The organism is Winogradskyella sp. HaHa_3_26 (assembly GCF_019278425.1).
In the GTDB taxonomy this organism is placed as follows: Bacteria; Bacteroidota; Bacteroidia; order Flavobacteriales; family Flavobacteriaceae; genus Winogradskyella; species Winogradskyella undariae.
The window spans coordinates 397,501-422,101 of record NZ_CP058981.1 but is presented as its reverse complement, the minus strand read 5'-3'; the positions used below and the strand labels follow the sequence as shown (position 1 = coordinate 422,101).

The window sequence follows — 24,601 nt, the reverse complement described above, 5'->3', positions numbered from 1 at the left end:
CTGTTTAAATAAATTTAAAGTAAGTTGAGTTGATATTTAACATAACTTCGAGTGAGTAATTCTATTTTTTTATAATTAGGAACCCTAATTCTAGTTGATTTTATTTGTAAAGCCGGAGTTTGTTTAAGTTTATCTAACAGTTTACTGTAATAACGATAAGCCATAAAAACACCAAAACGCGCTTCTAAAGGTAAACGTTTTATGCCTTCTAAACCTTTTGCGAAATCTTCTTCAATTTCTGTTATAATGGCTTTTTTAGAAGCTTCATCGAGTTGCGTTAAATCGGTATTTGGAAAATAAGTTCTGCTTAAATCTTCAAAATCAGCTTTCAAATCACGTAAAAAATTCACTTTCTGAAAAGCAGACCCTAAACTCATTGCAGAATCTTTTAATTCATCAAATTGAGTTTGGTTTCCTTTTACAAAAACTTTAAGACACATAAGACCAACAACATCTGCAGAGCCATAGATGTATGCTTTGTACTCTTCATCTGTTAAATAATCTTTTTTATGAAGATCTAATCGCATACTATTCATAAAGGCATCAACAAAATGTTTGTCAATTCCGTATTTATGATAGGTTTCTTGAAAAGAATTTAAAATAGGATTTAAGCTAATTTTATTTTCTAAAGCTGCTTCAAGATCTTTTTCAAACATGGTAAAAAGTTTCTCTTTATCATAATCATGAAAAGAGTCTACGATCTCATCAGCAAAGCGTACAAATCCGTATATGTTATAAATATCTTGTCTGATGGTATCAGATAACATCTTAGTAGCTAAAGAGAATGAGGTACTGTAAGCGTTTGTAACGACCTTGCTACATTCTTTAGAAACTGTGTCAAAAATTAATTTCATAGGTGTAATTTTTTCTTAGTTGTTAAACTTCATTTTGTTGAATCAGTTCAGCAACTAGCTTTCCTGAAATTAAAGCCGGCGGAACTCCGGGACCAGGTACGGTAAGTTGTCCTGTAAAATAGAGACTGTCTACTTTTTTACTTTTTAATTTTGGCCTTAAAAAAGCAGTTTGCATTAATGTGTTAGCCATTCCGTAAGCATTTCCTTTATAAGAATTGTAATCTTCTATAAAATCATTAACACAATAAGATTCTTTAAAAAGTATATGTTCATTTAAATTTTGTCCTGTTCTTTTTTCAAATCGATCAATAATCAATTTAAAATATTTTTCGCGTAATTCATTGGTATCTTCAAGTCCTGGAGCAATTGGAATAAGGAAAAATCCTGTTTCACAACCTTCCGGTGCCATACTTAAATCTGTCACTGAAGGGAAGTTAACGTAAAATAATGGATTTTTAGGCCATTTAGGATCATCATAAATTTCTTCCGCATGATTTTCGAAATCAGTATCAAAGAATAAATTATGATGTTCTACGTTTTCTAGTTTCTTATTAATACCTACGTAAAAGAGTAGGGAAGAAGGAGCAAATGTTTTGCTGTCCCAATAGGCTTCACTGTATTGTCTGTAATTTTGATCAAGAAGTGTTTCGGAATGGTGATAATCTGCTCCACTTAAAATGACATCAGAAGTTATCGTTTTTCCATTAACAGTAATACTTTTTGCTTTTTTGTTTTCTACACTAATTTTTTCAACATTACTATTAGTGTGAATAGTGACTCCTAAACTTTCAGCTAAGCTTTTCATGGCTTTTACAATTTCGTACATGCCACCTTTAGGATGCCAAGTTCCTAAGCCAAAATCAGCAAAATTCATAAAACTATAAAATGAAGGTGTTTGATTAGGTTTTGCTCCTAAAAACAATACAGGGAATTCTAATGTTGAAATTAATTTAGGGTTCTTAAAGTTTTTACGAACTTCAGAACTGATGGTTTTATAAAATTGATCTAAACGAGTTATAGTATCTTTAGTCACAAGCTCTAAAGGCGATAAACCTGGTTTTAGTACAATTTTGTTTATGGCAATGTTATAATTGTCTTGGGCTTTAGTTATAAAGTTACGCAAGGGAATTGAACTTCCTTTTTCAATACGTTCAAATTCTTTACAAATTTGATCCATGTGATCTCCGATAGTAATAACATCATCCGAAAAGAAAATTTTATACGCAGGACTCAATTTATCGAGTTGATAATAGTCGCTTGTTTTTTTACCAAAATCGTTAAAAAATTTATCGAATATATCAGGCATCCAATACCAACTTGGACCAATATCAAAAGTGAAACCGTCTTTTGTGATTTGCCTTGCTCTTCCTCCAACGGAATCATTTTTTTCGTATAAAGAAACTTCATATCCTGCTTTAGCTAAATAGCATGATGCTGATAAAGCTGAAAAACCAGAACCTATTATAGAGATTGTTTTGCTCATTATAATGTGTCAGTTAGAGATTTAATGGTTTTGAATGCGGTAATGTTGTTTGCTAATTGTTCTGTTTCTAGATCATTAACTCTGTTTCCTAGAATCCAGAAATTTGTATTTGAATCCTTTATTAAACGATCTTTGAACTCATTAATATAATTTAATAAATTTTCTTTTTCTGGTTTTATTGTGAAATACGATATAAATGTAATATCGTCATAATAATTTTTAAGCTCAATTAAACTGTCTAAAGGAACGCTTGGTCCTAAAAATATCGATCTGTGACCATTACTGATAATTTCGTGATGAATAAATGTTAAACCAAGATCGTGTATTTCATTATCAGGTAGATAAAGTACAAAAGTTTTAAGAGGTTTGTGTGATTGAGTAGATTGTATTTTTTCTGTATTTATTAAAATCTTCTGGCGGATGAGTATGGATATAAAATGCTCATGAGCTGGATTTATAGTATCTGTTTGCCATAATAAGCCAATCTCTGTGAGTAAAGGTATAAATATGTTATAAAAAATATTTTCAAAAGATTTTTCTGAAAGTAACGTTTCGTATGTTTTATAAAATAATGCTTGATCAAAATTTAGCATCGCTAATTTAAAAGCATTTATTGCATGACTATCTAAATTTGTTTTAGTAGCAAGTTCTCTTACTAATTGTGGAATTTCTTGCGGTTCAATAGTTGCTATTTTAGAAATTTTATAACCATTATTATTAAGATAACTTACATTAAGTAATTTTTGAAAACTAGCAAGATCATAATATCTTATATTAGTTTCCGTACGCTTAGGCTCAAGAAGGCTATAGCGTTTTTCCCATATTCTTATGGTGTGTGCTTTAATTCCTGTGAGGTTTTCTAGATCCTTGATACTGAATCTATTCTTAATATTGTTCATTTTTTTATAAAAATAGTTAAACAAAAGTAATCTTTATACTAATATCAAGGCTATAATTAACAAAAAAAAAAGAAAAGAAGAGAAGAAAGATGAAAATAAAGTGATTAAAGGCTTAAAAGGAGTATTATTAAAGTAGTGATAATGTGAGTATTTGTGCGCACGAGAAGACTCGAACTTCCACGGACTAATGTCCACCAGCCCCTCAAGCTGGCACGTCTACCAATTCCGCCACGTGCGCAAAATATATGAAGTAAAGATAAAAAAAAAGTTAAGCAGAGAGCTTAACTTTTTTTAGTGACCAGTCTGGGGCTCGAACCCAGGACCCTCTCCTTAAAAGGGAGATGCTCTGCCAACTGAGCTAACTGGTCGTTATGTTTTTCTAACGGGGTGCAAATATAACACCTTTATTTAAATATAAAGAATAAAAATTAAATTTTTTTAAACTTTTTTTGTTGGCTAATTATTCAAAAAAAATGCTAAGCATTACACTTAACAATTTTAGTGACCAGTCTGGGGCTCGAACCCAGGACCCTCTCCTTAAAAGGGAGATGCTCTGCCAACTGAGCTAACTGGTCTTTATCGTTTTTTCTAACGAGGGTGCAAATATATAAGCTTTCTTTAATTTAACAACACTTTTTTTAATTTTTTTTCGTTTTTTTTGTTGTGTCAAAACCTATAGGTTTAATAATCAATTTATAAGCATTATGATTGTAGTTTTAATAGGGTATATGGGATCAGGAAAATCAACTCTTGGAAAGGAGTTGGCTAGATCCTTGTCGTACAGTTTCTTAGATCTCGATGATTACATCGCGGAAAAAGAAACAGCCTCAATATCAGAAATATTTAAGTCAAAAGGAGAAATCTATTTTAGAAAAAAGGAAACAGAATATTTAATCGAAGTTATAAATTCTTCAGAAAATATTGTTTTAGCTTTAGGAGGAGGAACGCCTTGTTATAGTAATAACATGCCATTATTGATCAATAATACAAATGTAAAGAGTTTTTATCTAAAGCTTTCTATTCCGCTTTTAGTGGATCGTTTATTTACAGAAAAAGAAAAGCGACCATTAATTAGTCACTTAACTTCTAAAGAAGATTTAACAGAGTTTATAGGAAAACACCTATTTGAGCGTTCTCAATATTACAGTCAATCTCAATATATGATTAATACAGATCGTAAAACACAACTTGAGATCTTAGATGAACTGAAAGCTCAATTAATCTAAATAAGCTTCATACGGCTGTTTAGATAAATGAACATGTACATGTTCATATAAAGATGTAGAAAGAGAAATCCCTTTAAAATCTGCTTTTACTGGGTATTTTTTGTGATTACGATTTACTAATACAGCTGTTTTAAATTGTTTTAATGGTACATCTAAAAAATGTTTAATACCGTAAATTAAAGTGCTTCCTGAGTTTAAAACATCATCAACAAGAACTAAAGATTTATTAGTATAATCTTCTGCAGCCATAGATGTTTTTATAGGATCTGTCGGTGCTGTCTTGTTAATTTTAACTTTGCAAAGCGTAGATTCGATGTCAGAAATATTATCTAGGTTCGCTTTTATTTTTTTAGCGAGCAAATACCCATTGCTTTCAATACCTGCAATGATAAGTTCTGTTTCATTAACGTTGCTTTCATAAATTTGATAAGCAATACGTTTTATTTTATGCTCTATCTCTTTATGACTTAGAATTGTATTTTTTGTAAGTGCCATTTACTCTTTTTTTCAAAGATAAAAAACAGTTCTTTACCTTGTATTTCTTTTATGAAATTAATTAATCGTTCTAGTATTTTTTATTCTTCTTCATCATCACGGTAATCATCAATGTCTCTTCGGTCTTTTTTAGTTGGTCTTCCGGTTCCTTTTTTTCTATAGTAGTCTTTACTATATTTTAAAAGCTCTTGAGCTTCAAAAGCAGATTTAGGAGTCGTATCCACTCTATATAAATCAACAAGTTTTGCACCAACTCGGTTAGGAGGTAAGTCATTAACCGTTAGTTGATAAATTACTTGATCTTTTCTAAGTTCAATTTTATCTGTAGGAAAAACTTCTCTCGAGGGTTTAACAGCTGCACCATTAACTTTTATTTGCCCTTTTTTACATGCTTTTGTAGCAATGCTTCGGGTTTTGTAATAGCGTACACACCATAAATATTTATCAATTCGCATATCATTTCAATAAAAAACTACATTAATCTAGTAGTACAAAAATATTATATTATTGTATCTTGAGCGTTAAAATTAAGCAATAATGAATATCATGTACAAACTATGATAATTTAAACTTTAAAATTTAGTCTTTTATTAATAGCTATTAATCATAGTTGTAGTTTCTTGTAAGGATGATGAAGATGATGGAATATCTTTTGTAGAAGAAGATAGAACAGAGCAACAAATTAAAGATAATGATTCTATAATTACATATTTGTCAACACATTATTATAATTCTAGTTTTTTGAAATAGGGACTAACCATAAATCTGCAGATATTATAATTGAAGAATTGGCTGAAGGAGAGACTTTACCTACAGGAAATACTTTATTAATTGATGCTGTAGAAACTAAGACGACTATATATTTAGAAGCAGATTATAATTATTATATCTTAAGATTAAATCAAGGAGATGGTGATTCTCCTTATTTTACGGATATCGTTAGTGTTAAATATGAAGGTATTTCAATAAATCAAGCTTTAGATGGTAATAATAAATCTTTTGATTCTAGTGTGCTACCTGCTCTTTTTAATTTGCAAACAGGTTTAAATTCAACCGGAGTAATACAGGCGTGGCAACTTGTAATGCCAACTTTTAATGCTTCTTCTGGTTATGATATTGATGAAAGTGGAAATGTAGATTTTACAAACCCTGGTTTAGGTGTTATGTTTGTACCTTCAGGATTAGCATTTTTTCATCAACAAGTACAGGTTATTCTTATGATAATTTAATGTTTAAGTTGTTACAATTCGAAATTGAAGACCATGATGATGATGGTGTACCTTCTTATCTAGAAGATTTAGATAATGACTTAGATGTTACTGATCATAATACAGATGATAATGGTTTTCCTGATTTTGTTGATGCAGATGATGATGGTGTTGCTACAATTGACGAAGTTCTACAAAATACATATACAGTAGATACTAATATTGGTGAAGAAGAACCTACACTTACTGATAATGAGTATATAAGTGCAAAATCAAAATTAGAAGGTGTTATTACTATTAAAACAGTAATTTTAGTAGATTCTAATAATGATGGTACTCCAGATTATTTAGATCCAGAATATTAATGAATAAATTTTATTAAATAAGTAACTATAAGAAAAGCCACTCAATTTGAGTGGCTTTCTTTTTTATAAAAATTATTTGCTCTTCTTAAAGAGCAATAGATAAACTTAAGATCAATTGATCTGGTCTAGCATCAATTCTATTTAAAAAATTGGTTGTCTCTAAGTTGTTATTGATAAAAGTAGCTTCGTTATGATTAAAACCTCTTTCGTATCTTAGATCTATTCCTATGTTGTTAAAACTAAGAGCAAACCCAAAATTTAATCCTACAGAAAAATCTTCTTCAAAATCATCAACAGTAATACCTTCAAAATCGGTATCTAAAATGTATTGAAAAGAAGGTCCTGCAAAAACACTAAGAGGGCCAATTATTTTAACACCAACTAAGACCGGTAAATCAATTTTCTTCATTGAAAACTCATCGCTATTGTAATCACTTTTTGTAGCGGTGTACATTAGTTCTGGTTTTAAATACAACCGATTTCCTATTTTTCCGAAAACACCAATATGGTATCCAATATTACGATCCGAACTTCTAGCTTCGCTAGCAGATTCAAAATAGTCACCGTTAGCACTATAATTTAAGCCTCCTTTAATCCCGAAAGAATTTCCATTCTGCGCTGTTGCTGTAAATCCAACAAGAGCAAAAAAGGCACTGGCAACAATTGATTTTTTTAAATTATTCATAATGTTCGTTTTTTTTAAGATTAAGCACTTACTTTCAAAAACGGTGCCAGAAGAAAATTATTTCCTTTTCAATACTTTTTTAACAGCATTCTGAATTGCTTCACTATTTAATCCGTATTTCTCCATTAATTGAGCAGGAGTACCAGATTCACCAAAAGTATCTTTTGTAGCAACAAATTCTTGAGGCGTTGGGTTGTGTTCAGCTAAAACTCTAGCAACACTTTCTCCAAGACCACCCATGTAATTATGTTCTTCAGCAGTTACAATACATCCTGTTTTTGCAACAGAGTCTAAAATTGCTTTATCATCTAAAGGTTTAATAGTATGTATATTGATAACTTCAGCAGAAATACCAGCTTCGTTTAATGCTTTAGATGCTTCTAAAGCTTCCCAAACTAAATGACCAGTAGCTACAATAGTTACATCTGTACCTTCTGTAAATTTAACTGCCTTACCAATTTCAAACTTCTGATCAGCAGGCGTAAAAACAGGAACAGCAGGACGACCAAATCTTAAATATACAGGTCCATCATATTCTGCAATTGCTAAAGTAGCTGCTTTTGTTTGGTTGTAATCACAAGGATTAATAACGACCATTCCTGGTAACATTTTCATTAATCCGATATCTTCTAAAATTTGATGCGTTGCTCCATCTTCACCTAAAGTGATTCCGGCATGCGATGCACAAACTTTTACGTTTTTACCAGAGTAAGCGATAGATTGACGTATTTGATCGTAAACTCTTCCTGTAGAGAAGTTAGCGAAAGTTCCTGTAAAAGGAATTTTTCCGCCAATTGTTAAACCTGCAGCAATCCCCATCATGTTAGCTTCTGCGATTCCGATTTGGAAAAAACGCTCAGGATTCTCTTTAATGAATTCGTCCATTTTTAAAGATCCAATTAAATCGGCACAAAGTGCAACTACATTAGGATTTGTTCTTCCTAATTCAGCTAAACCAGCTCCAAAACCACTTCTTGTATCTTTTTTTTCTGTGTATGTATATGTTTTCATATGTATTGTTTTTACTGTCACATGCTATTCATTATAAATCATTTTCTTAAAGAATGATGATTTTTAGCATGCTCGGTCATAATAATGCCTACCTAAGTAGGTATCTGTATAATTAGACTTTATTTAGTAATCTCCTAATGTTTCAGGATTTTGAGCTAAACCTTTTTCAAGTTGCTCATCGTTTGGAGCTTTACCATGCCATGCGTGTGTATGCATCATAAAGTCAATACCATTACCCATTACAGTATGTAATAATACACAAACAGGTTTTCCTTTTCCGGTTAATGATTTAGCTTCTTTCATTCCTTTAATGACAGCTTCAACATTATTACCTTCTTCGATATCTAAAACAGTCCATCCAAAAGCTTCAAATTTAGCTCTGATGCTTCCCATAGGTAAAACATCGTCAGTAGAACCATCAATTTGTTGCTTGTTTAAATCAATTGTAGAAATAAGATTATCTACTTTTTTAGCTGAAGCATACATAATAGCTTCCCAATTTTGACCTTCTTGTAATTCACCATCTCCATGAAGACTATATACTAAATGATCGTCATTGTTTAATTTTTTAGCTTGTGCTGCTCCAATAGCAACAGACATTCCTTGACCTAAAGAACCAGATGCAATTCGGATACCAGGTAAACCTTCGTGTGTTGTTGGGTGACCTTGTAAACGCGAATTGATAAGTCTAAATGTGTTAAGCTCTTCTATAGGGAAATAACCAGCTCTTGCTAAAACACTGTAATATACAGGAGAGATGTGTCCGTTGGATAGAAAAAATAAATCTTCCCCAATACCGTCCATATCAAAACCTTCTTTGGTTTCTAATAACTCGTTGTATAGTGAAACAAAAAATTCGGCACAACCCAATGATCCACCTGGATGACCAGAATTGACCTTGTGCACCATTCGTATGATATCTCTACGAACTTGTGTTGTTAAATCGTTTAATTCTTTAATGTTTGGCATGTTATGTTGCTTAAGTTTTATCGTGCAAAAATAACTTTTTAAAGGGACTTTATCAAAGATTGAATCTAGGCACTTATTAACGAATTATAAGATTTGCTAACAATATTTTCATATTTCAACTTTAAAACAGCCAATGCTTCATTAAAAAATAGAAAAACGGTAGCTAAATAATGATAAGCTTATTTTTTTAAAACTAATTTAAGAAGGAATCTTGTAGAGTTATTTATATTTGCCGTCTGACTTACAATACATGAAATTTCAAAGAGTAGCAAAAGATAAACAATCTAAGGCAAGAGCCGGATCAATTACAACAGATCACGGTACAATAGAAACCCCTATTTTTATGCCTGTTGGTACAGTTGGTTCTGTAAAAGGAGTGCACCAACGCGAATTAAAAAACGATATTAATCCAGATATTATTCTTGGAAACACCTATCATTTATATTTAAGACCACAGACTCCAATTTTAGAAAAAGCTGGAGGATTACATAAATTTATGAACTGGGATCGTAATATTTTAACCGATTCTGGTGGATATCAAGTTTATTCTTTGTCTTCTAACCGTAAAATTAAGGAAGAAGGTGTAAAGTTTAAATCACATATTGATGGAAGTTACCATGTGTTTACGCCCGAAAACGTAATGGAGGTACAACGTAAAATTGGGGCTGATATTATTATGGCTTTTGATGAGTGTACACCTTATCCTTGTGATTATAATTATGCAAAACGTTCTATGCACATGACGCATCGTTGGTTAGATCGTTGTATAAATCACTTAGAAAAGACACCATTAACTTACGATTACGGTCAAACATTTTTTCCTATTGTTCAGGGAAGTACATATAAAGATTTAAGACAACAATCTGCAGAATATATTGCAAATGCAGGTGCAGCAGGGAATGCTATTGGAGGACTTTCTGTAGGTGAGCCAGCAGAAGAAATGTATGCTATGACCGATGTGGTTTGTAGTATTCTTCCAGAAGATAAACCGCGTTATTTAATGGGCGTTGGTACACCAATCAATATTTTAGAAAATATAGCTTTAGGTGTCGATATGTTTGATTGTGTAATGCCGACACGTAATGCAAGAAACGGAATGTTATTTACAGCTTACGGTTCTATTAATATTAAGAATCTAAAATGGGCTGATGATTTTTCTCCTATTGATGAAATGGGTATAACATTTGTAGATACTGAATATACTAAAGCGTATTTAAGACATTTATTTTCGGTGAATGAATTATTAGGAAAGCAAATAGCAACCATTCATAATCTAGGTTTTTACCTTTGGTTAACTAGAGAAGCTAGAAAGCATATTATTGCAGGTGATTTTAGAGAATGGAAAGATAAGATGGTTAAACAGATGGATAACAGACTGTAAAGTCTTTATTTTATATTGAAAAGAATAATAACTTAATAACGTAACGATACATTGAAAATATTAGATTGGTATATCATAAAGCGGTATTTATTTACATTTCTGATGATGTTAATATTGTTTGTTCCTATCGGGATAACAGTAGATTTAGCAGAAAAAGTAGGTAAAATGATTGAGAATGAAGTGCCTTTTGGAGAAGTTGCATTTTATTATTTAGATTTCACAGTTTATTTTGCCAACCTTTTATTTCCTTTATTTTTATTCTTATCTGTTATTTGGTTCACTTCAAAATTAGCAAATAACACAGAAATTGTAGCTTTTTTAAGTTCAGGTGTTTCTTTTTCTAGATTTTTAAGACCTTATATGATTGGCGCTACAATTGTAGCTTTAATCGCCTTATTTCTAGGGATGTATTTGGCTCCAATTGCAAGTCAGGGATTTAATGAGTTTAAATTTAAGTATTTAAAAAAGAATAAATCCGTCCAGCAAACCCGAGATGTTTTTCAACAGATTAATGATAATGATTACATTTTTGTGAGTAATTTTATTCCTAAAACAAAATCAGGTTTAAACTTTACCTATGAGCATTTTGAAGGCAATGAATTAAAATATAAAATTTTTGCAGACCGAATTAATTATGTTGAAAAGGATAGTTCTTATAAACTCACAACATATTTAAAACGTTCATTTAAAGATGGTGTAGAAACGGTAGAGAAAGAAAATCAGAAACTGATGGATTTTCCTTTTGAGCTCGAAGATTTAACACCTGTTGAGTACGCTGCAGAAACAAAATCTTATGGAGAATTACTTTCATTTATTGCTGCCGAAAAACGAAGAGGTTCTCCTAATATAGGCCGTTACCAAGTGGTAAAGCTTAAGAAGTGGAGTTTACCTGTCTCTATATTTATCCTTACTATTATTGCTGTTGCTGTGTCTTCAGTAAAACGAAGAGGAGGAATGGGAGTAAACCTAGCATTTGGTATTGCTATTGCTATGATCTACGTGTTCTTCGATAAAGTTTTTGGTGTTATGGCAGAGCAATCTAATTTCGATCCTGTAATAGCAGTATGGTTTCCAAACTTAGTATTTGGTGCTTTAGCTGTATATCTGCTTCAAAATGCCAAACGCTAAACTAAAAAATTATTTACACTTACATTTCCTTGTTTTAATAGCAGGATTTACGGCTATTTTAGGTGAATTAATCACCATTGGATCCATAGAATTGGTTTGGTTTAGAATGGTTATGGCTGGAATTTTAATGTTTATTTACATTAAGATTAGAGGGGTCAATATTAAAATATCTAGAAATACTTTTTTACAGTTTTCCGCCGCAGGAATCATTATAGCATTGCATTGGATAACCTTTTTCGAAGCTATTAATCAGTCTAATGTGTCTATTGCTTTAGCAATGTTTTCTTCAGGTGCTTTTTTTGCTTCCTTTATAGAGCCCATTTTTTTTAAACGTCGCATACTTGGTTCTGAAATAATCTTTGGTATTATAGTAATACTTGGGGTATTTTTAATTACTAGTGGACAAATGGGATACATTAATGGTATCGTTTTAGGATTGATTTCTGCTCTATTATCAACTCTGTTTGCTGTTATTAATGGCCGTTTTATAGAAAAACACGATGCTACGGTAATTTCATTTTATGAGTTTTTATGTGGAGTACTTTTTTTAACGGTATTTATACTTTTATCAGGTAAAACCTTCAATGCAGAGTTTTTTACACTTTCAGGTTCCGATTGGGTTTACTTATTTATTTTAGCTTCAATCTGTACAGCTTATGCATTTATAGGTTCAGTAGAAGTTATGCGCTTTATAAGTCCTTTTACTGTAATTCTTAGTTATAATTTAGAACCGGTATATAGTATTGCTATGGCACTCATGCTTTTTCCTGAAAAAGAAATGATGTCACCACAGTTTTATTTAGGCGCTATACTTGTTTTAGTTACAGTTTTATTTGATGCAATTTTTAAGAACTATATGAGACGGAAGAGTAAAACAGATCGTATTCCCAATTAAAGTTTTTATATTTGCATCCTAATTAATACTAACAAAAGACAAAACTAATTTCAAATTGTATGGAATACTTAGAGTTTGAATTACCCATAAAAGAATTAGAGCAGCAGCTAGATAAATGCGAAATTATTGGTAAAGAAAGTGAGGTAGATGTTTCTGAGACCTGTAAGCAGATTGAAAAAAAATTATCTGAAACTAAGAAAGAGATTTATAAAAACTTAACGGCATGGCAACGTGTTCAGTTATCTCGTCACCCTAATAGACCTTATACTTTAGATCATATTAAAGCCCTCTGTGGTGATACTTGGTTAGAGTTACATGGAGACCGAAATGTTAAGGATGATAAAGCAATGATTGGTGGTTTAGGTAAAATTGGAGATCAATCTTACATGTTTATTGGCCAGCAAAAAGGTTTTAATACTAAAACAAGACAATACCGTAATTTCGGAATGTCTAATCCAGAAGGTTACCGTAAGGCATTACGTCTTATGAAATCTGCTGAGAAATTTGGTATTCCTGTAGTAACTTTAATAGATACTCCGGGTGCATATCCAGGTTTAGAAGCTGAAGAACGTGGCCAAGGTGAAGCTATTGCTAGAAACATCTTAGAAATGGCACGTCTTAAAGTACCAATTATCACTATAATTATTGGTGAAGGTGCTTCAGGTGGAGCTTTAGGTATTGGAGTAGGTGACCGTGTAATGATGTTAGAGAATACATGGTATTCTGTAATTTCACCAGAATCTTGTTCTTCAATTTTATGGAGAAGCTGGGAATACAAAGAACAAGCGGCAGAAGCTTTAAAGTTAACGGCTAAAGATATGAAGCGCATGAAACTTGTAGATTCTATTATAAAAGAACCTTTAGGTGGTGCACATACAGATAGAGCAAAGACTTTTTTAGCTGTAAAAAATGCTATCGTTAAGTCTTATGATGAGTTGAAAGAATTATCAGCAGCAGATTTAGTAAGCCAACGTATGGCAAAATATGATGAAATGGGAGTTTATAAAGACTAACCTTATTCTTCTTAAGGAATTTAAAAAAACTGAAGTTTTATACTTCGGTTTTTTTTGGCACTATTAACAATTAATTCGAGTTATTAACAGTTAGATTGTTGACGATTTGTTGAAATCGAAAAACGATTATTATCATTTACTCAACACTATTTAACTACTTTTGTTACCTATGAAACAACCCAATGCAGTACAAGGCTATAAAGTTGATAAAAGCACAATTATCAATTTAGAAAAAGGAAAAATACCACCACAAGCAACTGATTTAGAAGAAGTTGTGCTTGGTGCGATGATGATAGATAAGAAAGGGGTAGATGAAGTAATTGATATTTTAAGTCCAGATGCATTTTATAAAGAGGCACACAAACATATTTTTGAAGCTATTTTTAAATTGTTCGAAAACAGTGAGCCAATTGACTTATTAACCGTTTCTAGTCAATTAAAAAAAGATCAGAAGTTAGAAGTTGCAGGTGGTGATTTTTACCTGATTTCTTTAACTCAACGTGTCTCATCTTCTGCGCATATTGAGTTCCATGCACGTATTATTCTTCAAAAATTTATTCAGAGAAGTTTAATTAAAATTTCAAACGAAATTATAGAAGAAGCTTATGATGAAACTAAAGATGTTTTTGATCTTTTAGATACAGCTGAAGCTAAATTATACGAAGTCACCCAAGGTAACGTTAAGAAATCAACAGAATCTGCTCAGAGTTTGGTAATTCAGGCTAAAAAGAAAATTGAGGAGATGTCTAATAAGGAAGGAATGAGTGGTATTCCTACCGGTTTTAATAAATTAGATGAATTAACTTCAGGATGGCAACCCAGTGATTTAATTATTGTAGCTGCACGTCCAGGTATGGGAAAAACAGCAATTACGCTTACCATGGCAAGAAACATGGCTGTAGATAGTAATATTCCTGTAGCGTTCTTCTCTCTGGAGATGTCTTCAGTACAGTTAATTACGCGTCTTATTTCGAGTGAAACAACCTTGTCTTCAGAAAAACTAAGAACAGGTAAACTTGAAAAACACGAATGGGAACAATTAAACGTTAAGGTAAAAGCATTAGAAAATGCACCTTTGTTTATTGATGATACGCCGTCGCTTTCAATTTTCGATTTAAGAGCAAAAGCACGTCGTTTAGCATCTCAATATGGTATTAAAATGATCATGATTGATTATTTGCAGTTAATGACCGCTGGAGGAAGTCAGAAAGGAGGAAATCGTGAACAAGAAATATCTATGATTTCTCGTAACCTTAAAGCTTTAGCAAAAGAGCTAAGTGTACCAGTAATTGCTTTATCTCAGTTGTCCCGTGCTGTAGAAACGCGTGGTGGAAGTAAACGCCCATTACTATCAGATTTACGTGAATCTGGTGCAATTGAGCAAGATGCCGATATTGTATCATTTATTTACAGACCAGAATATTACAAGATTGATGAATGGGATGATGATGAGCGTTCACCAACAGCAGGTCAGGGTGAATTTATTGTTGCAAAACACAGAAATGGTGGTTTAGAAAATATTAGATTGAAATTCGTTGGTCACTTAGGTAAGTTTGAGAATCTTGATGATTTTGATACACCATTTGGTGAATTTCATTCTAAAATGAATGAAACACCAAGTGATAATGCATTTACACCAGATAATTTTCCTTCAGCATCTGATGCCTTTGGTAGTCCCGATGATGATGGAGTTCCTTTTTAAGAACATTTTATAGAAATGAAAACTGTATTTAACTTATCTTTGAATTTTGTAGTTAAAACCAAATCTGCCTCATGTTAGAAGAAAGACGCACAACAAATATTTTGTTGTTAATCATTACGGTTCCTTTAGTATTTTATTTACTTAAGATCTTGTCTTTTATATTTATACCATTGTTTTTTTCAATGTTTATAGCGCTATTGTTTTTACCATTAATGAGATGGTTAGGCCGTAGAAACGTACCAAGAGTAGTGAGTATTATTATTGTACTGCTATTAGTGGCACTTGGTCTTAAATTAGGTATAGAATTGGTTCAGTTATCTAGTAAGCAAATATTAGCGAATAATGCTGAGTTTTTAATGAAAGCCGAAGTGAAAATGGCTGACCTTAAAATTTATCTATTAGAGAATTTTGGTATTGTTGTAGAGCAAGAACATGGAATTTTAGGACAGTTATTTCAGAAAGAAAATCTAGGGTCTACTTTGGGATTCTTAAACTCATTTTTAACAAGTTTATTAATGACAGTTTTCTTTGTAGTACTGTGGTTAGCAGAATCTATTAATGTGCATAAGTTACTTAATAGTACATTGTTAAAACGTAAACATACTTCTGTAAAAACGTTTATGAAGATAGAGAAAGATCTTATTAAATTCATAAAAGTTAAGGTCTTGGTAAGTGCTTTAACCGGAATATTTACAGGATTAATGTGCGTGTTTTTTGATGTAAGTTTCCCTATATTTTGGGGCTTATTTGCCTTTGCTATTAACTTTGTGCAAATGGTAGGTTCTTTTATTTCCGTAATAATGTTGTCTATCTTTGCCTTTGTAGAATTAGATCCGACTAGTGTATTATTTTTCTTTATACTTTCTATATCTTTTGTTCAAGTTACTTTTGGAGCTGTTTTAGAACCTATTTTTATGGGGAAATCTTTCTCTATAAATATCATTGCTGTACTTGTTATGCTTATGTTTTGGGGATTCCTTTGGGGAATACCAGGTTTAATTATGGCAATTCCTATAACTGTTTTTATTAAAATTATATTAGAGCAGTTTGAAGGGACTAAAGTTATTGCAACACTACTTTCTGGTAATGAAAATTCAATAAACTAAATTTTATATTTTCAGGATTTTAGTTATACTTCTTATTTTATATTAAAAGGATTAAGTCTAGTTTGATATTAAAAGAATGATAAATACAGGCTTTATAGATTAAAATTTAATTATATTTCGTTCTAATTCTATGGCCTTGAAGAAAATCATTCTATTTTGTTTTGCACTATTTTTAAGTATGAAGACCTATGCGTCTTATATTCTTATTCCTATGGATGCAGAAACACAAGAAAACCACTTAAAAGCATACGGTATCACTTATTGGACATTAGAACGAGAGCTAAAGGTCAAATGGTTGCTTAACTACAGAGGTGGTTCTTTCTTATTACCAGATGCAGAGATCATTCAACGTGAGTGTCAGATTAGAGGGGTTTCGTTTGAAGTGATTTCAGATGCTAAAGCAGCACAAATTTTAGAAGAAATAGCAAGTCCAGCCGTTAACCAAGATGCAATTGTTTTAGAAAAAGCACCTAAAATAGCCGTTTACACACCTTCAGGAACAACACCTTGGGATGATGCTGTAACGATGGTGTTATCTTATGCCGAAATTCCATACGAAACTATTTATGATGAAGAAGTTTTAAATGATGAATTACTGTTATACGATTGGTTGCATTTACATCACGAAGATTTTACAGGTCAATATGGTAAATTTTACAAGAGCTATCGCTCAGCCGCTTGGTATATTGAAGACAAAAAAAATGCAGAGGCTTTAGCTGAAAAGTTAGGCTATAGTAAAGTATCTGATGAGAAATTAGCAGTGTCTCTAAAAATTAGAGACTATGTTGTAGGTGGTGGTTTTATGTTTGCCATGTGTTCAGCAACAGATAGTTTTGATATAGCTTTATCTGCAGAAGGTGTAGATATTTGCGAACCTATGTTTGATGGAGATGGTAGTGATCCAGCTTATCAAACTAAAATAGATTTTTCTAAAACATTTGCTTTTAAAGATTATGTATTAGAACGTAGTCCTAATGTTTATGAGTTTTCATCTATAGACATGACAACAAAGCGTCAAATACCTAAATTGACGGATTATTTTTCTTTAATGGAATATTCAGCAAAATGGGATCCTATTCCAACGATGTTAACTCAAAATCACACAGCGTTAGTTAAAGGATTTATGGGACAAACAACTTCATTTACTAAAGATCAAATAAAATCTAATGTTCTGGTGATGGGGGAGAACAGAACAAATGGAGAAGCCAAATATATACATGGAATAAAAGGTAAAGGTTTTTTTACTTTTTACGGTGGTCATGATCCTGAAGATTATACGCACAAAGTAGGAGATCCTAAAACCGAATTAGATTTACATCCAACTTCACCCGGATATCGATTAATTTTAAATAATGTATTATTTCCTGCAGCTAAAAAGAAGAAGCAGAAAACCTAATATGAAGTATTTTAAATTTACGTTTTTCTTATTTATATTTCATTTGTCTTTTTCTCAAAGTGATTCTATTATAGATTTCGGTCAAAAATTAATAGATGATAATAAATTAGACAGTGCCCTTACTTATTTTGAAGCTCATTTATTAGATAAAACAAGTAAAACTCAAGAGATCAAATTACTTATTGGTTTAGCTGAGATTTATAAATTGAAACTCGATTATAATAGTGCTAATAATTATTATTGTAAAGCATTAGCAGTAATAAATGGCAGTAATAATAAACAGTTAGAGTTTTATTATGATGTTAAAATGGCTGAGTTTTATAGAAAAAGAACACTTTTTAAAGAAGCAGAACAGCATTTAGATAGAGCAACACTACTTTTAAAATCTCATAAAATTGAAAATAAATATTTAGTAAAATATTATAGCAGAAAAGCAGCTTTATTTACAGAATATTACAATAATGCAGATTCCACATTCTTTTACGCAGAAAAAGCATTAAAGCTTTCAAAATTATTAAATGATAAAGATGGAGTTTTTTCTTCTACTCTAGAGATTTCTGGTGTTTATGAAGAAAATAAGAATTTTGATAAGACCATAGAGACTTTAGAAAATCTAATTTATTTTGCTGATCACAATAATTTAATTCAAAATAAGGTCGATGCATATATAAATTATACTAGAGTGCTAATAAAAGATAAGCAATATAATAAGGCTTTAGAAGAATCTTTGAAAGCTTTAGATTATGCGATAAAAAATGAACTTTTTTATGGAGAGATTCTATTTACCGATAATATTAGAAATATTTATGAAAAATTAGGAAATACAACTAAGGCTTATGAATATTTAAAAATACGATTAAGGCTCACAGATAAATATTATAAATTAGAGCACAGTAAATTTTTATTTGAGTTAGAAGAAAAATATAAATTAGCAGAAAAGGAAAATCAAATTCACATAAACAAATTAGAAATAGCTAATAAGGATAAAGAATTATCTACAAATAAAACGCATTTGTACATTAGTGTTAGTTTATTTTTTAGTGCAACTCTCATTGCTTTATTAACTGCTATATTTTTTAAAAGAGCTAAAAAAGATAATAAACAGCTTCAATTTTTATCACAACAAAACGAATTTTTATTAAGTGAAGCAAATCACCGTATAAATAATAATTTACAATTAGTCATTATTCTTATTTCAGATCAATTAAAGAAGCCATCAGAAGATACGACTTTGCAGTTTAAAAATATTTTATCTAAAGTTGAAGCCATTTCAACACTTCATAAACATTTATACAGAAATGAAGATAAGCAAGGAGTAGATATAGCAAACTATTTAGAGGATGTAAGAGATAGTTTTCTAGATGTATTTAAAGAGCATAAGATTAAAACCAATTTTAGTGTTGATCCTATTAATATTTCTTCTAATTATGCTATGTATTTTGGACTGTTATTAACAGAGTTAAGTATTAACTCTATAAAACATGCTTTTAGTTCACAAGAGTATAAAGAGATTAATTTTAACTTAAAAATCAAAGAAAGTAAATTATACTTTAAATATTCAGATAACGGGACAACAGCCACAGGAAAAAAACTAAAACTAAAATTAGTAGATAAGCTTTGTAGACAGTTAAAAATTGAATATAAAATTGATACCAGTAAGGGGTTCTTGTTTTTATTTGAAAAAGAAATGAATAATGCATAATATAAAGAATATAAAAATCCTTATTGTTGAAGATGAAGTTTTAATTGCAGATCATATTTTTGAAATTTTAGAAGAAGAATCTTTTAATAATCTAAAAATAGTGCATGATAAAGAATCGGCAAAAATTGAAATGATGCATTTTTTACCAGATATTATTTTAATGGATATTAATTTAGATGGTGAAAATTCAGGGATTGAATTGTCTAAAATTAAAAACAAGAATGCAGCTTTAATCTTTTTAACCGGTCAATACGATGCTCTTTTAATGAGTAAAGCGTTAAAAACAAATCCAGATGCATATTTAACTAAACCGATAAAACGTGTAGATGTATTAGCTTCTATAAATTTAGCATATATAAAAAAACAGGTAAAAACACTTCAAATTAAAGATGGTCATGATACAGTTTACGTACAATTTGATCACATTATTTACGTTGTTGCAGACGGGAATTATATAGATATTCATACCGAGAATAAAAAGTATACATTAAGGCAATCGTTAAATACATTTTCAGAACAATTATCATCAGAGACTTTTGTAAAAACACATCGTTCGTATATCGTTAATAAAACAAAAGTAGAGCGTGTTTCTTCAAATTCTATTTTTATAAAAGATATAGAGATTCCTCTATCTAGAACTTATGCTTTTCATTTTAAATAATATTAAACATATATAGTTAAGTAGTTAACACCTTATTATTTTTATGAGACTAAAATTCTACTTTTATTGCTGGCTTTTATAAGTCGTATATTATTTCAAGTATCGAATATAGATCTTTTAATAGGAGAGTAAAGTTATTTTATATATCAAAGATCAAATTCTTTAGAACTTTTAATTTTTTCTTATGCAGATGGTCAAAATCAATAACAACAAACTACATATCAATATAGTATAAGAATATAGTTAGTAAGACAGTAGATAAAGTTATGATCAATCACTTATTATGCACCTAACGCATACAATGTGACTTATATTAAAACATATTTATCAAATACTTCTGAAATAGCATCATTTTATTAATACGCTATTTTTATATAAAATTATTTCAAAAACATTATAAAAAGATAAATGATATATTAGTGTATTCACATACAAAATAATGTATTTCAAACCTTCTTGTTTTTAAGTAAAAAATTTAAATGTACATTTATTACTTATAATTTTATGAAGATAAATCCAACGTTATTATTAGTTTTTGTCTTTAGTCATATATTCTGTGCATCTTATTTTTTATAAAAAAGATAAGATAATTATTTTCTATTATTATACAGAACTACTTAAATAGATTTAGATAAAGTATAATACAATTGATATTTTCAGAGTTTAATATTGAATATATCATTTAAAATAAATTCGAGGTTTGGGGAAATTTCGAAAAAGGGTGATTAAGAAGTAGGGTTTTTAATCATTAAAAGAAAGGTCGCTTATTAGCGACCTTTCTTCTTTTCAAATACTTTCTTTTTTAATGTGTGTTTTTATTAATTTGAAAGCATTTATGTTTATTATTGATGATAATTATTCATGAATTATAATAAGAAGTCAACATGAAGTTCTTTCAAAAAGAAATAAAGCTAAATTCATTTACTAGAGGTTTTCATTTAATAACATCAGAAGTGAATAAAGCCATACCTGAAATTAATGAGATTAAAATAGGACAGTTACAAGTCTTTATTAAGCATACATCTGCAAGCTTAACCATAAATGAAAACGCAGATCCTACAGTAAGATTAGATTTTGAAAGTCATATAAATAAAATGGTACCCGAAAATCAATCTTATTATCAGCATACTTATGAAGGGGCAGATGATATGCCTGCACATATTAAGGCGTCTTTAATGGGGAGTTCTGTTGAAATCCCAATTACAAATGGAAAGCTTAATTTAGGAATTTGGCAAGGTATTTACCTTTGTGAACATAGAAATAATGCTTCAGGAAGACAATTAGTTTTAACTGTTTTCGGAAATTAATTGTTCTAAAACAACTTCAACACCAAAGTTATCATTAGACAGAGTTTCGTAATTAGCTACTGACTTTACTTCTGGATGTGCATTTTCCATAGCATAACTATACTTACAACATTTTAAAAGTTCTAAATCATTACTATAATCACCAAAAGCCATAGTTTCTTCTGGTTTAATATTGTACATGTTTTGTAGTAAGGTTATGGCATTCCCTTTGTTATTAATAGCTTTAGAGATATCTAACCAATGATTTCCAGAAACAACAGCGCTTAATTTAGGTTTTAAATGTTTTACAAAAGGTAAAATATGTGCTTCAGAATTAACTTTGTGATATAAGGCAATCTTTATAACTTCATCTTTAATTTCTTCAAAAGAATCAACAATTGTATACTTTGAATAATATTCAGAAAAAATCTTCACCATATCTTCCGATGCTCGTAAAATATAAGCTTGCTTTTGTGTACAGAAAATAGGGTAGGTGTTATCTATTTTAGTTACCAATTCATAAAGCTCTAAAACTAATTTTGAATCTAAAGTATTTGCTAATAAAACGTTTTCATTTTCAATAACTAAACCTCCATTTTCTGCTATAATTGTAATATCAGTTTTTATGGCTTGTAGCTTTTCTACGATACTGTAATAAGGTCTTCCACTAGCTGTAACAAAACGTATATTTTGTTGTTGTAGTTGCTTAAAAACTTTAAAAAAGCGTTCACTAACTTGGTGATTAGTATTTAATAAAGTACCGTCCATATCTGTGACAACCATTTTAACGTCTTTCATATTTACTTATTTTAGAGGCTTAATTTATAGTTTAAATATATAGAAATAAAAAATCCGATTCAAATTAATGAACCGGATTTTTATAAGCGAAATGATGTTATTAATTTGGCTAAAAGCCTTACTTAACTTTGTTAATTATAGCTTCAAAAGCTTGTGGGTGATTCATTGCTAAATCAGCAAGAACTTTACGGTTCAAGTCGATATTGTTAGCTTTTAATCCTCCCATAAATTTTGAATAGCTCATTCCATGTTGTCTTGAACCTGCATTAATACGCATAATCCATAATGAACGGAATGTTCTCTTTTTTACTCTACGGTCTCTATACGAGTATTGCATCGCTTTGTCAACCGCATTTTTTGCTACTGTCCAAACGTTTTTACGTCTTCCGAAGTAACCTTTTGCTTGCTTAAGAACCTTTTTTCTTCTGGCTCTTTTTGCTACTGAATTTACTGATCTTGGCATTTCTTTTAATTTTGTTTTGTAGTAGGCGGTCTATTTATGACACTTGCTAAATTGTTTTGCCTAACTCCAGGGTTTATAATTTATTGTAACCGGTTAAAAAATATTACTTTAAACGTAACATTATTTTAACATTCTTCTCGTCAGCCTTATGTACTACTGTATCATGAGTTAACGCAAGCTTACGCTTTTTAGATTTTTTTGTCAAGATATGACTCTTAAAAGCATGCTTTCTTTTAATTTTACCAGTGCCAGTTAGTTTGAAACGTTTCTTAGCACTCGATTTAGTTTTCATTTTAGGCATTTTGTCCTCTTTTTTAATTTCGTTTCGCTTATTATTTTAATACACCCTATGCCAAAGGCATGGATATTTCTTCATTTTTAATATCAACTATTTAATATAATAGTGATATGTTATAGCCTAGACTATTTTTTCTTTGGTGAGATGAACATAATCATTCGCTTACCTTCAAGCTTAGGAAGTTGTTCTACCTTTCCATATTCTTCAAGATCTTGGGCTAATTTTAATAATAAAATTTGTCCTTGCTCTTTAAAAACAATAGATCGTCCTTTAAAGAAAACAAAGGCTTTTAACTTCGCCCCGTCTTTTAAAAATTTCTCAGCATGTTTCTTCTTGAACTCATAATCGTGGTCATCTGTTTGAGGACCAAAACGAATTTCTTTAACAACAACTTTAGTTGCTTTAGATTTTAACGTTTTTTCTCGTTTTTTCTGTTCGTAAAGGAATTTTTTATAATCCATAACTTTACAAACAGGAGGAGTCGCGTTTGGTGAAATCTCTACGAGATCTAAACCTTGTTCATCGGCAAACGATAATGCCTGTTTAACGGGGTAAACCCCTATTTCAACATTATCTCCGACTAATCTAACTTCCTCAGATCTGATCTTAGAATTTATACGGTGTTTATCTTCTTGAGATACACGTCTTGTAAAATTCTTTCTGTTTCTACGTATTGCTATGGCTTCTGTATTTAAATTAAACTTATATTACTTAAAAGTTTTTAGACTTTTATTAATGTTATCTTTTATTAATGTTGCAAAGGCTTCTACAGTAATTGTACCAAGGTCTTCACCTCCTCTTTGGCGTACTGTTATTGTATTATCCTTTTCTTCTTGCTCACCGACAATGATCATAAACGGAAACTTTTGTAACTCAGCTTCACGAATTTTCTTACCTACAGTTTCATTTCTGTTATCTGTGAGGGCGCGAATTTCGTCATTTTCTAGCACATTTAAAACTTTTTCAGCGTATTTTTCAAATTTCTCACTTATTGATATAATAACAACTTGCTCTGGCATCAGCCATAGTGGGAAATCTCCGCCTGTATGTTCTAATAAAATAGCGATGAAACGTTCCAGACTTCCAAAAGGAGCACGGTGAATCATAACCGGTCTGTGCATCTCGTTATCACTACCTTTATAAGTCAAGTCAAAACGCTCGGGTAAGTTGTAATCAACCTGTATAGTTCCTAATTGCCACTGTCTACCTAAAGCATCTTTCACCATAAAATCTAACTTAGGTCCGTAAAAAGCAGCTTCACCTGTTTCTACAACATAATTTAATTTTTTATCTATGGCAGCATTTAAAATTGCTTTTTCTGCTTTTTCCCAGTTTTCATCACTTCCAATATACTTGTCAGGATTCTCAGGATCCCTTAAAGAAACCTGTGCAGTGAAATCTTCAAATCCTAAAGATCCAAAAACATAAAGAACTAAATCTATAACAGCTTTAAATTCACTATCAAGTTGATCCGGAGTACAGAAAATATGAGCATCATCTTGTGTAAAACCTCTAACTCTCGTTAAACCATGTAATTCACCACTTTGTTCATATCTATAAACAGTACCAAATTCTGC

The 24,601-nt window shown here is 30.7% G+C and carries 26 protein-coding genes and 3 tRNA genes (1 of these 29 cut by a window edge); 13 read left to right on the top strand and 16 right to left on the bottom strand.

Translation table 11 applies throughout. The features are described from left to right. Positions 1-14: 14 nt before the first annotated feature. The 6 genes from H0I32_RS01815 to H0I32_RS01790 all read right to left on the bottom strand — a co-directional run bounded on the left by H0I32_RS01815 (position 15) and on the right by H0I32_RS01790 (position 3,811). Positions 15-854, bottom strand: coding sequence for a phytoene/squalene synthase family protein (locus H0I32_RS01815; protein WP_173587014.1), 840 nt, complete (start codon positions 852-854; stop codon positions 15-17). A 22-nt stretch (positions 855-876) separates the two neighbouring features. After that, entirely contained in the window at positions 877-2,337 is a 1,461-nt protein-coding gene (locus H0I32_RS01810) for a phytoene desaturase family protein (protein WP_179313887.1), read from the bottom strand. Beyond that, positions 2,337-3,236, bottom strand: a complete 900-nt coding sequence (locus H0I32_RS01805; RefSeq protein ID WP_179313886.1) for a MerR family transcriptional regulator — start codon at positions 3,234-3,236, stop codon at positions 2,337-2,339. Before H0I32_RS01805 ends, H0I32_RS01810 begins: the two co-directional genes overlap by 1 nt. Positions 3,237-3,390: 154 nt before the next feature. Then, positions 3,391-3,474 (bottom strand) — tRNA-Leu (locus tag H0I32_RS01800). Between the two features lie 57 nt (positions 3,475-3,531). After that, positions 3,532-3,604 (bottom strand) — tRNA-Lys (locus tag H0I32_RS01795). 134 nt (positions 3,605-3,738) lie between these two features. Continuing rightward, positions 3,739-3,811, bottom strand: a tRNA-Lys gene (locus H0I32_RS01790). Between the two features lie 129 nt (positions 3,812-3,940). Between H0I32_RS01790 and H0I32_RS01785 the strand changes: the two genes are divergently transcribed. Then, the gene (locus H0I32_RS01785; RefSeq protein WP_179313885.1) at positions 3,941-4,462 is read left to right on the top strand and encodes a shikimate kinase; all 522 of its coding nucleotides are present in this window, start codon (positions 3,941-3,943) and stop codon (positions 4,460-4,462) included. On the opposite strand, the gene H0I32_RS01780 is transcribed toward H0I32_RS01785, so the two are convergent. Together H0I32_RS01780 and H0I32_RS01775 are read right to left on the bottom strand one after the other, a co-directional pair. Then, a complete protein-coding gene (locus H0I32_RS01780) occupies positions 4,454-4,957 on the bottom strand; it encodes a phosphoribosyltransferase family protein (protein WP_173589586.1) in 504 nt (167 codons plus the stop codon). The two genes, H0I32_RS01785 and H0I32_RS01780, sit on opposite strands and share 9 nt — an antisense overlap. An 80-nt stretch (positions 4,958-5,037) precedes the next feature. Continuing rightward, complete coding sequence (locus tag H0I32_RS01775; protein WP_173589587.1) at positions 5,038-5,412, bottom strand: RNA-binding S4 domain-containing protein; 375 nt, start codon at positions 5,410-5,412, stop codon at positions 5,038-5,040. A gap of 333 nt (positions 5,413-5,745) precedes the next feature. Between H0I32_RS01775 and H0I32_RS01770 the strand changes: the two genes are divergently transcribed. Together H0I32_RS01770 and H0I32_RS01765 are read left to right on the top strand one after the other, a co-directional pair. Further along, positions 5,746-6,186, top strand: a complete 441-nt coding sequence (locus H0I32_RS01770) for an FKBP-type peptidyl-prolyl cis-trans isomerase (protein WP_173589588.1) — start codon at positions 5,746-5,748, stop codon at positions 6,184-6,186. Positions 6,187-6,194: 8 nt separating this feature from the next. Next, on the top strand, positions 6,195-6,530 hold the full coding sequence (locus tag H0I32_RS01765) for a hypothetical protein (RefSeq protein ID WP_173589589.1): 336 nt from the start codon (positions 6,195-6,197) through the stop codon (positions 6,528-6,530). An 85-nt stretch (positions 6,531-6,615) separates the two neighbouring features. Here the strand turns inward: H0I32_RS01765 and H0I32_RS01760 are convergent, their stop codons facing one another. The 3 genes from H0I32_RS01760 to H0I32_RS01750 all read right to left on the bottom strand — a co-directional run bounded on the left by H0I32_RS01760 (position 6,616) and on the right by H0I32_RS01750 (position 9,195). Next, the gene (locus tag H0I32_RS01760) at positions 6,616-7,215 is read right to left on the bottom strand and encodes an outer membrane beta-barrel protein (RefSeq protein WP_173589590.1); all 600 of its coding nucleotides are present in this window, start codon (positions 7,213-7,215) and stop codon (positions 6,616-6,618) included. A gap of 57 nt (positions 7,216-7,272) precedes the next feature. Continuing rightward, on the bottom strand, positions 7,273-8,226 hold the full coding sequence (locus H0I32_RS01755) for a transketolase family protein (RefSeq protein WP_173589591.1): 954 nt from the start codon (positions 8,224-8,226) through the stop codon (positions 7,273-7,275). A 123-nt stretch (positions 8,227-8,349) separates the two neighbouring features. Further along, positions 8,350-9,195, bottom strand: coding sequence for a transketolase (locus tag H0I32_RS01750; RefSeq protein WP_179313884.1), 846 nt, complete (start codon positions 9,193-9,195; stop codon positions 8,350-8,352). Positions 9,196-9,445: 250 nt separating this feature from the next. Here H0I32_RS01750 and tgt point away from each other — a divergent pair, with 250 nt between their 5' ends. From tgt to H0I32_RS01700, 10 genes are all read left to right on the top strand, one after another. Next, positions 9,446-10,576 carry a tRNA guanosine(34) transglycosylase Tgt gene (tgt, locus tag H0I32_RS01745; protein ID WP_179313883.1) on the top strand — a complete coding sequence of 377 codons (1,131 nt, stop codon included), beginning with the start codon at positions 9,446-9,448 and terminating at the stop codon, positions 10,574-10,576. A 105-nt stretch (positions 10,577-10,681) separates the two neighbouring features. Further along, complete coding sequence (locus H0I32_RS01740; protein ID WP_246293619.1) at positions 10,682-11,704, top strand: LptF/LptG family permease; 1,023 nt, start codon at positions 10,682-10,684, stop codon at positions 11,702-11,704. Further along, on the top strand, positions 11,691-12,599 hold the full coding sequence (locus tag H0I32_RS01735) for a DMT family transporter (RefSeq protein WP_173589595.1): 909 nt from the start codon (positions 11,691-11,693) through the stop codon (positions 12,597-12,599). Before H0I32_RS01740 ends, H0I32_RS01735 begins: the two co-directional genes overlap by 14 nt. A 59-nt stretch (positions 12,600-12,658) precedes the next feature. Next, entirely contained in the window at positions 12,659-13,612 is a 954-nt protein-coding gene (locus H0I32_RS01730; protein ID WP_179313882.1) for an acetyl-CoA carboxylase carboxyltransferase subunit alpha, read from the top strand. A gap of 169 nt (positions 13,613-13,781) precedes the next feature. Further along, a complete protein-coding gene (gene dnaB, locus H0I32_RS01725) occupies positions 13,782-15,314 on the top strand; it encodes a replicative DNA helicase (protein WP_173589597.1) in 1,533 nt (510 codons plus the stop codon). Positions 15,315-15,385: 71 nt separating this feature from the next. Further along, positions 15,386-16,420 (top strand): AI-2E family transporter, encoded by a 1,035-nt coding sequence (locus tag H0I32_RS01720; RefSeq protein ID WP_179313881.1) that lies wholly within the window; start codon positions 15,386-15,388, stop codon positions 16,418-16,420. 178 nt (positions 16,421-16,598) lie between these two features. After that, positions 16,599-17,816: an asparagine synthetase B gene (locus H0I32_RS01715; protein ID WP_173589599.1), complete on the top strand. Its 1,218-nt coding sequence runs from the start codon at positions 16,599-16,601 to the stop codon at positions 17,814-17,816. A 1-nt stretch (position 17,817) separates the two neighbouring features. Beyond that, positions 17,818-19,518, top strand: coding sequence for a sensor histidine kinase (locus H0I32_RS01710; RefSeq protein WP_179313880.1), 1,701 nt, complete (start codon positions 17,818-17,820; stop codon positions 19,516-19,518). After that, positions 19,511-20,179 carry a LytR/AlgR family response regulator transcription factor gene (locus tag H0I32_RS01705; RefSeq protein WP_173589601.1) on the top strand — a complete coding sequence of 223 codons (669 nt, stop codon included), beginning with the start codon at positions 19,511-19,513 and terminating at the stop codon, positions 20,177-20,179. Before H0I32_RS01710 ends, H0I32_RS01705 begins: the two co-directional genes overlap by 8 nt. An 884-nt stretch (positions 20,180-21,063) precedes the next feature. Beyond that, the gene (locus H0I32_RS01700; protein WP_173589602.1) at positions 21,064-21,486 is read left to right on the top strand and encodes a secondary thiamine-phosphate synthase enzyme YjbQ; all 423 of its coding nucleotides are present in this window, start codon (positions 21,064-21,066) and stop codon (positions 21,484-21,486) included. Here H0I32_RS01700 and H0I32_RS01695 read toward each other — a convergent pair. The 5 genes from H0I32_RS01695 to thrS form a co-directional block, all read right to left on the bottom strand. Continuing rightward, the gene (locus H0I32_RS01695) at positions 21,466-22,263 is read right to left on the bottom strand and encodes an HAD family hydrolase (protein ID WP_179313879.1); all 798 of its coding nucleotides are present in this window, start codon (positions 22,261-22,263) and stop codon (positions 21,466-21,468) included. The genes H0I32_RS01700 and H0I32_RS01695 overlap by 21 nt on opposite strands. Positions 22,264-22,381: 118 nt before the next feature. Next, positions 22,382-22,726 carry a 50S ribosomal protein L20 gene (gene rplT, locus H0I32_RS01690; protein ID WP_173589604.1) on the bottom strand — a complete coding sequence of 115 codons (345 nt, stop codon included), beginning with the start codon at positions 22,724-22,726 and terminating at the stop codon, positions 22,382-22,384. Between the two features lie 103 nt (positions 22,727-22,829). Next, complete coding sequence (gene rpmI / locus H0I32_RS01685) at positions 22,830-23,027, bottom strand: 50S ribosomal protein L35 (protein ID WP_173589605.1); 198 nt, start codon at positions 23,025-23,027, stop codon at positions 22,830-22,832. A gap of 122 nt (positions 23,028-23,149) precedes the next feature. Next, positions 23,150-23,698, bottom strand: a complete 549-nt coding sequence (infC, locus tag H0I32_RS01680; RefSeq protein ID WP_173589607.1) for a translation initiation factor IF-3 — start codon at positions 23,696-23,698, stop codon at positions 23,150-23,152. A gap of 33 nt (positions 23,699-23,731) precedes the next feature. Further along, positions 23,732-24,601, bottom strand: the 3' end of a protein-coding gene (gene thrS, locus H0I32_RS01675) for a threonine--tRNA ligase (RefSeq protein WP_173589606.1). Its footprint extends 1,071 nt past the window's final position; 870 of the gene's 1,941 nt are visible here — the last part of the coding sequence; the start codon falls outside the window, past its right edge; the stop codon is at positions 23,732-23,734.

Bases quoted from the DNA above. Each gene is read 5' to 3' on its own strand.
- H0I32_RS01815 (WP_173587014.1), bottom strand. From the start codon at position 854: ATGAAATTAATTTTTGACACAGTTTCTAAAGAATGTAGCAAGGTCGTT.
- H0I32_RS01810 (WP_179313887.1), bottom strand. From the start codon at position 2,337: ATGAGCAAAACAATCTCTATAATAGGTTCTGGTTTTTCAGCTTTATCA.
- H0I32_RS01805 (WP_179313886.1), bottom strand. From the start codon at position 3,236: ATGAACAATATTAAGAATAGATTCAGTATCAAGGATCTAGAAAACCTC.
- H0I32_RS01785 (WP_179313885.1), top strand. From the start codon at position 3,941: ATGATTGTAGTTTTAATAGGGTATATGGGATCAGGAAAATCAACTCTT.
- H0I32_RS01780 (WP_173589586.1), bottom strand. From the start codon at position 4,957: ATGGCACTTACAAAAAATACAATTCTAAGTCATAAAGAGATAGAGCAT.
- H0I32_RS01775 (WP_173589587.1), bottom strand. From the start codon at position 5,412: ATGCGAATTGATAAATATTTATGGTGTGTACGCTATTACAAAACCCGA.
- H0I32_RS01760 (WP_173589590.1), bottom strand. From the start codon at position 7,215: ATGAATAATTTAAAAAAATCAATTGTTGCCAGTGCCTTTTTTGCTCTT.
- H0I32_RS01755 (WP_173589591.1), bottom strand. From the start codon at position 8,226: ATGAAAACATATACATACACAGAAAAAAAAGATACAAGAAGTGGTTTT.
- H0I32_RS01750 (WP_179313884.1), bottom strand. From the start codon at position 9,195: ATGCCAAACATTAAAGAATTAAACGATTTAACAACACAAGTTCGTAGA.
- tgt (WP_179313883.1), top strand. From the start codon at position 9,446: ATGAAATTTCAAAGAGTAGCAAAAGATAAACAATCTAAGGCAAGAGCC.
- H0I32_RS01740 (WP_246293619.1), top strand. From the start codon at position 10,682: ATGTTAATATTGTTTGTTCCTATCGGGATAACAGTAGATTTAGCAGAA.
- H0I32_RS01735 (WP_173589595.1), top strand. From the start codon at position 11,691: ATGCCAAACGCTAAACTAAAAAATTATTTACACTTACATTTCCTTGTT.
- H0I32_RS01730 (WP_179313882.1), top strand. From the start codon at position 12,659: ATGGAATACTTAGAGTTTGAATTACCCATAAAAGAATTAGAGCAGCAG.
- dnaB (WP_173589597.1), top strand. From the start codon at position 13,782: ATGAAACAACCCAATGCAGTACAAGGCTATAAAGTTGATAAAAGCACA.
- H0I32_RS01720 (WP_179313881.1), top strand. From the start codon at position 15,386: ATGTTAGAAGAAAGACGCACAACAAATATTTTGTTGTTAATCATTACG.
- H0I32_RS01715 (WP_173589599.1), top strand. From the start codon at position 16,599: ATGAAGACCTATGCGTCTTATATTCTTATTCCTATGGATGCAGAAACA.
- H0I32_RS01710 (WP_179313880.1), top strand. From the start codon at position 17,818: ATGAAGTATTTTAAATTTACGTTTTTCTTATTTATATTTCATTTGTCT.
- H0I32_RS01705 (WP_173589601.1), top strand. From the start codon at position 19,511: ATGCATAATATAAAGAATATAAAAATCCTTATTGTTGAAGATGAAGTT.
- H0I32_RS01700 (WP_173589602.1), top strand. From the start codon at position 21,064: ATGAAGTTCTTTCAAAAAGAAATAAAGCTAAATTCATTTACTAGAGGT.
- H0I32_RS01695 (WP_179313879.1), bottom strand. From the start codon at position 22,263: ATGAAAGACGTTAAAATGGTTGTCACAGATATGGACGGTACTTTATTA.
- rplT (WP_173589604.1), bottom strand. From the start codon at position 22,726: ATGCCAAGATCAGTAAATTCAGTAGCAAAAAGAGCCAGAAGAAAAAAG.
- rpmI (WP_173589605.1), bottom strand. From the start codon at position 23,027: ATGCCTAAAATGAAAACTAAATCGAGTGCTAAGAAACGTTTCAAACTA.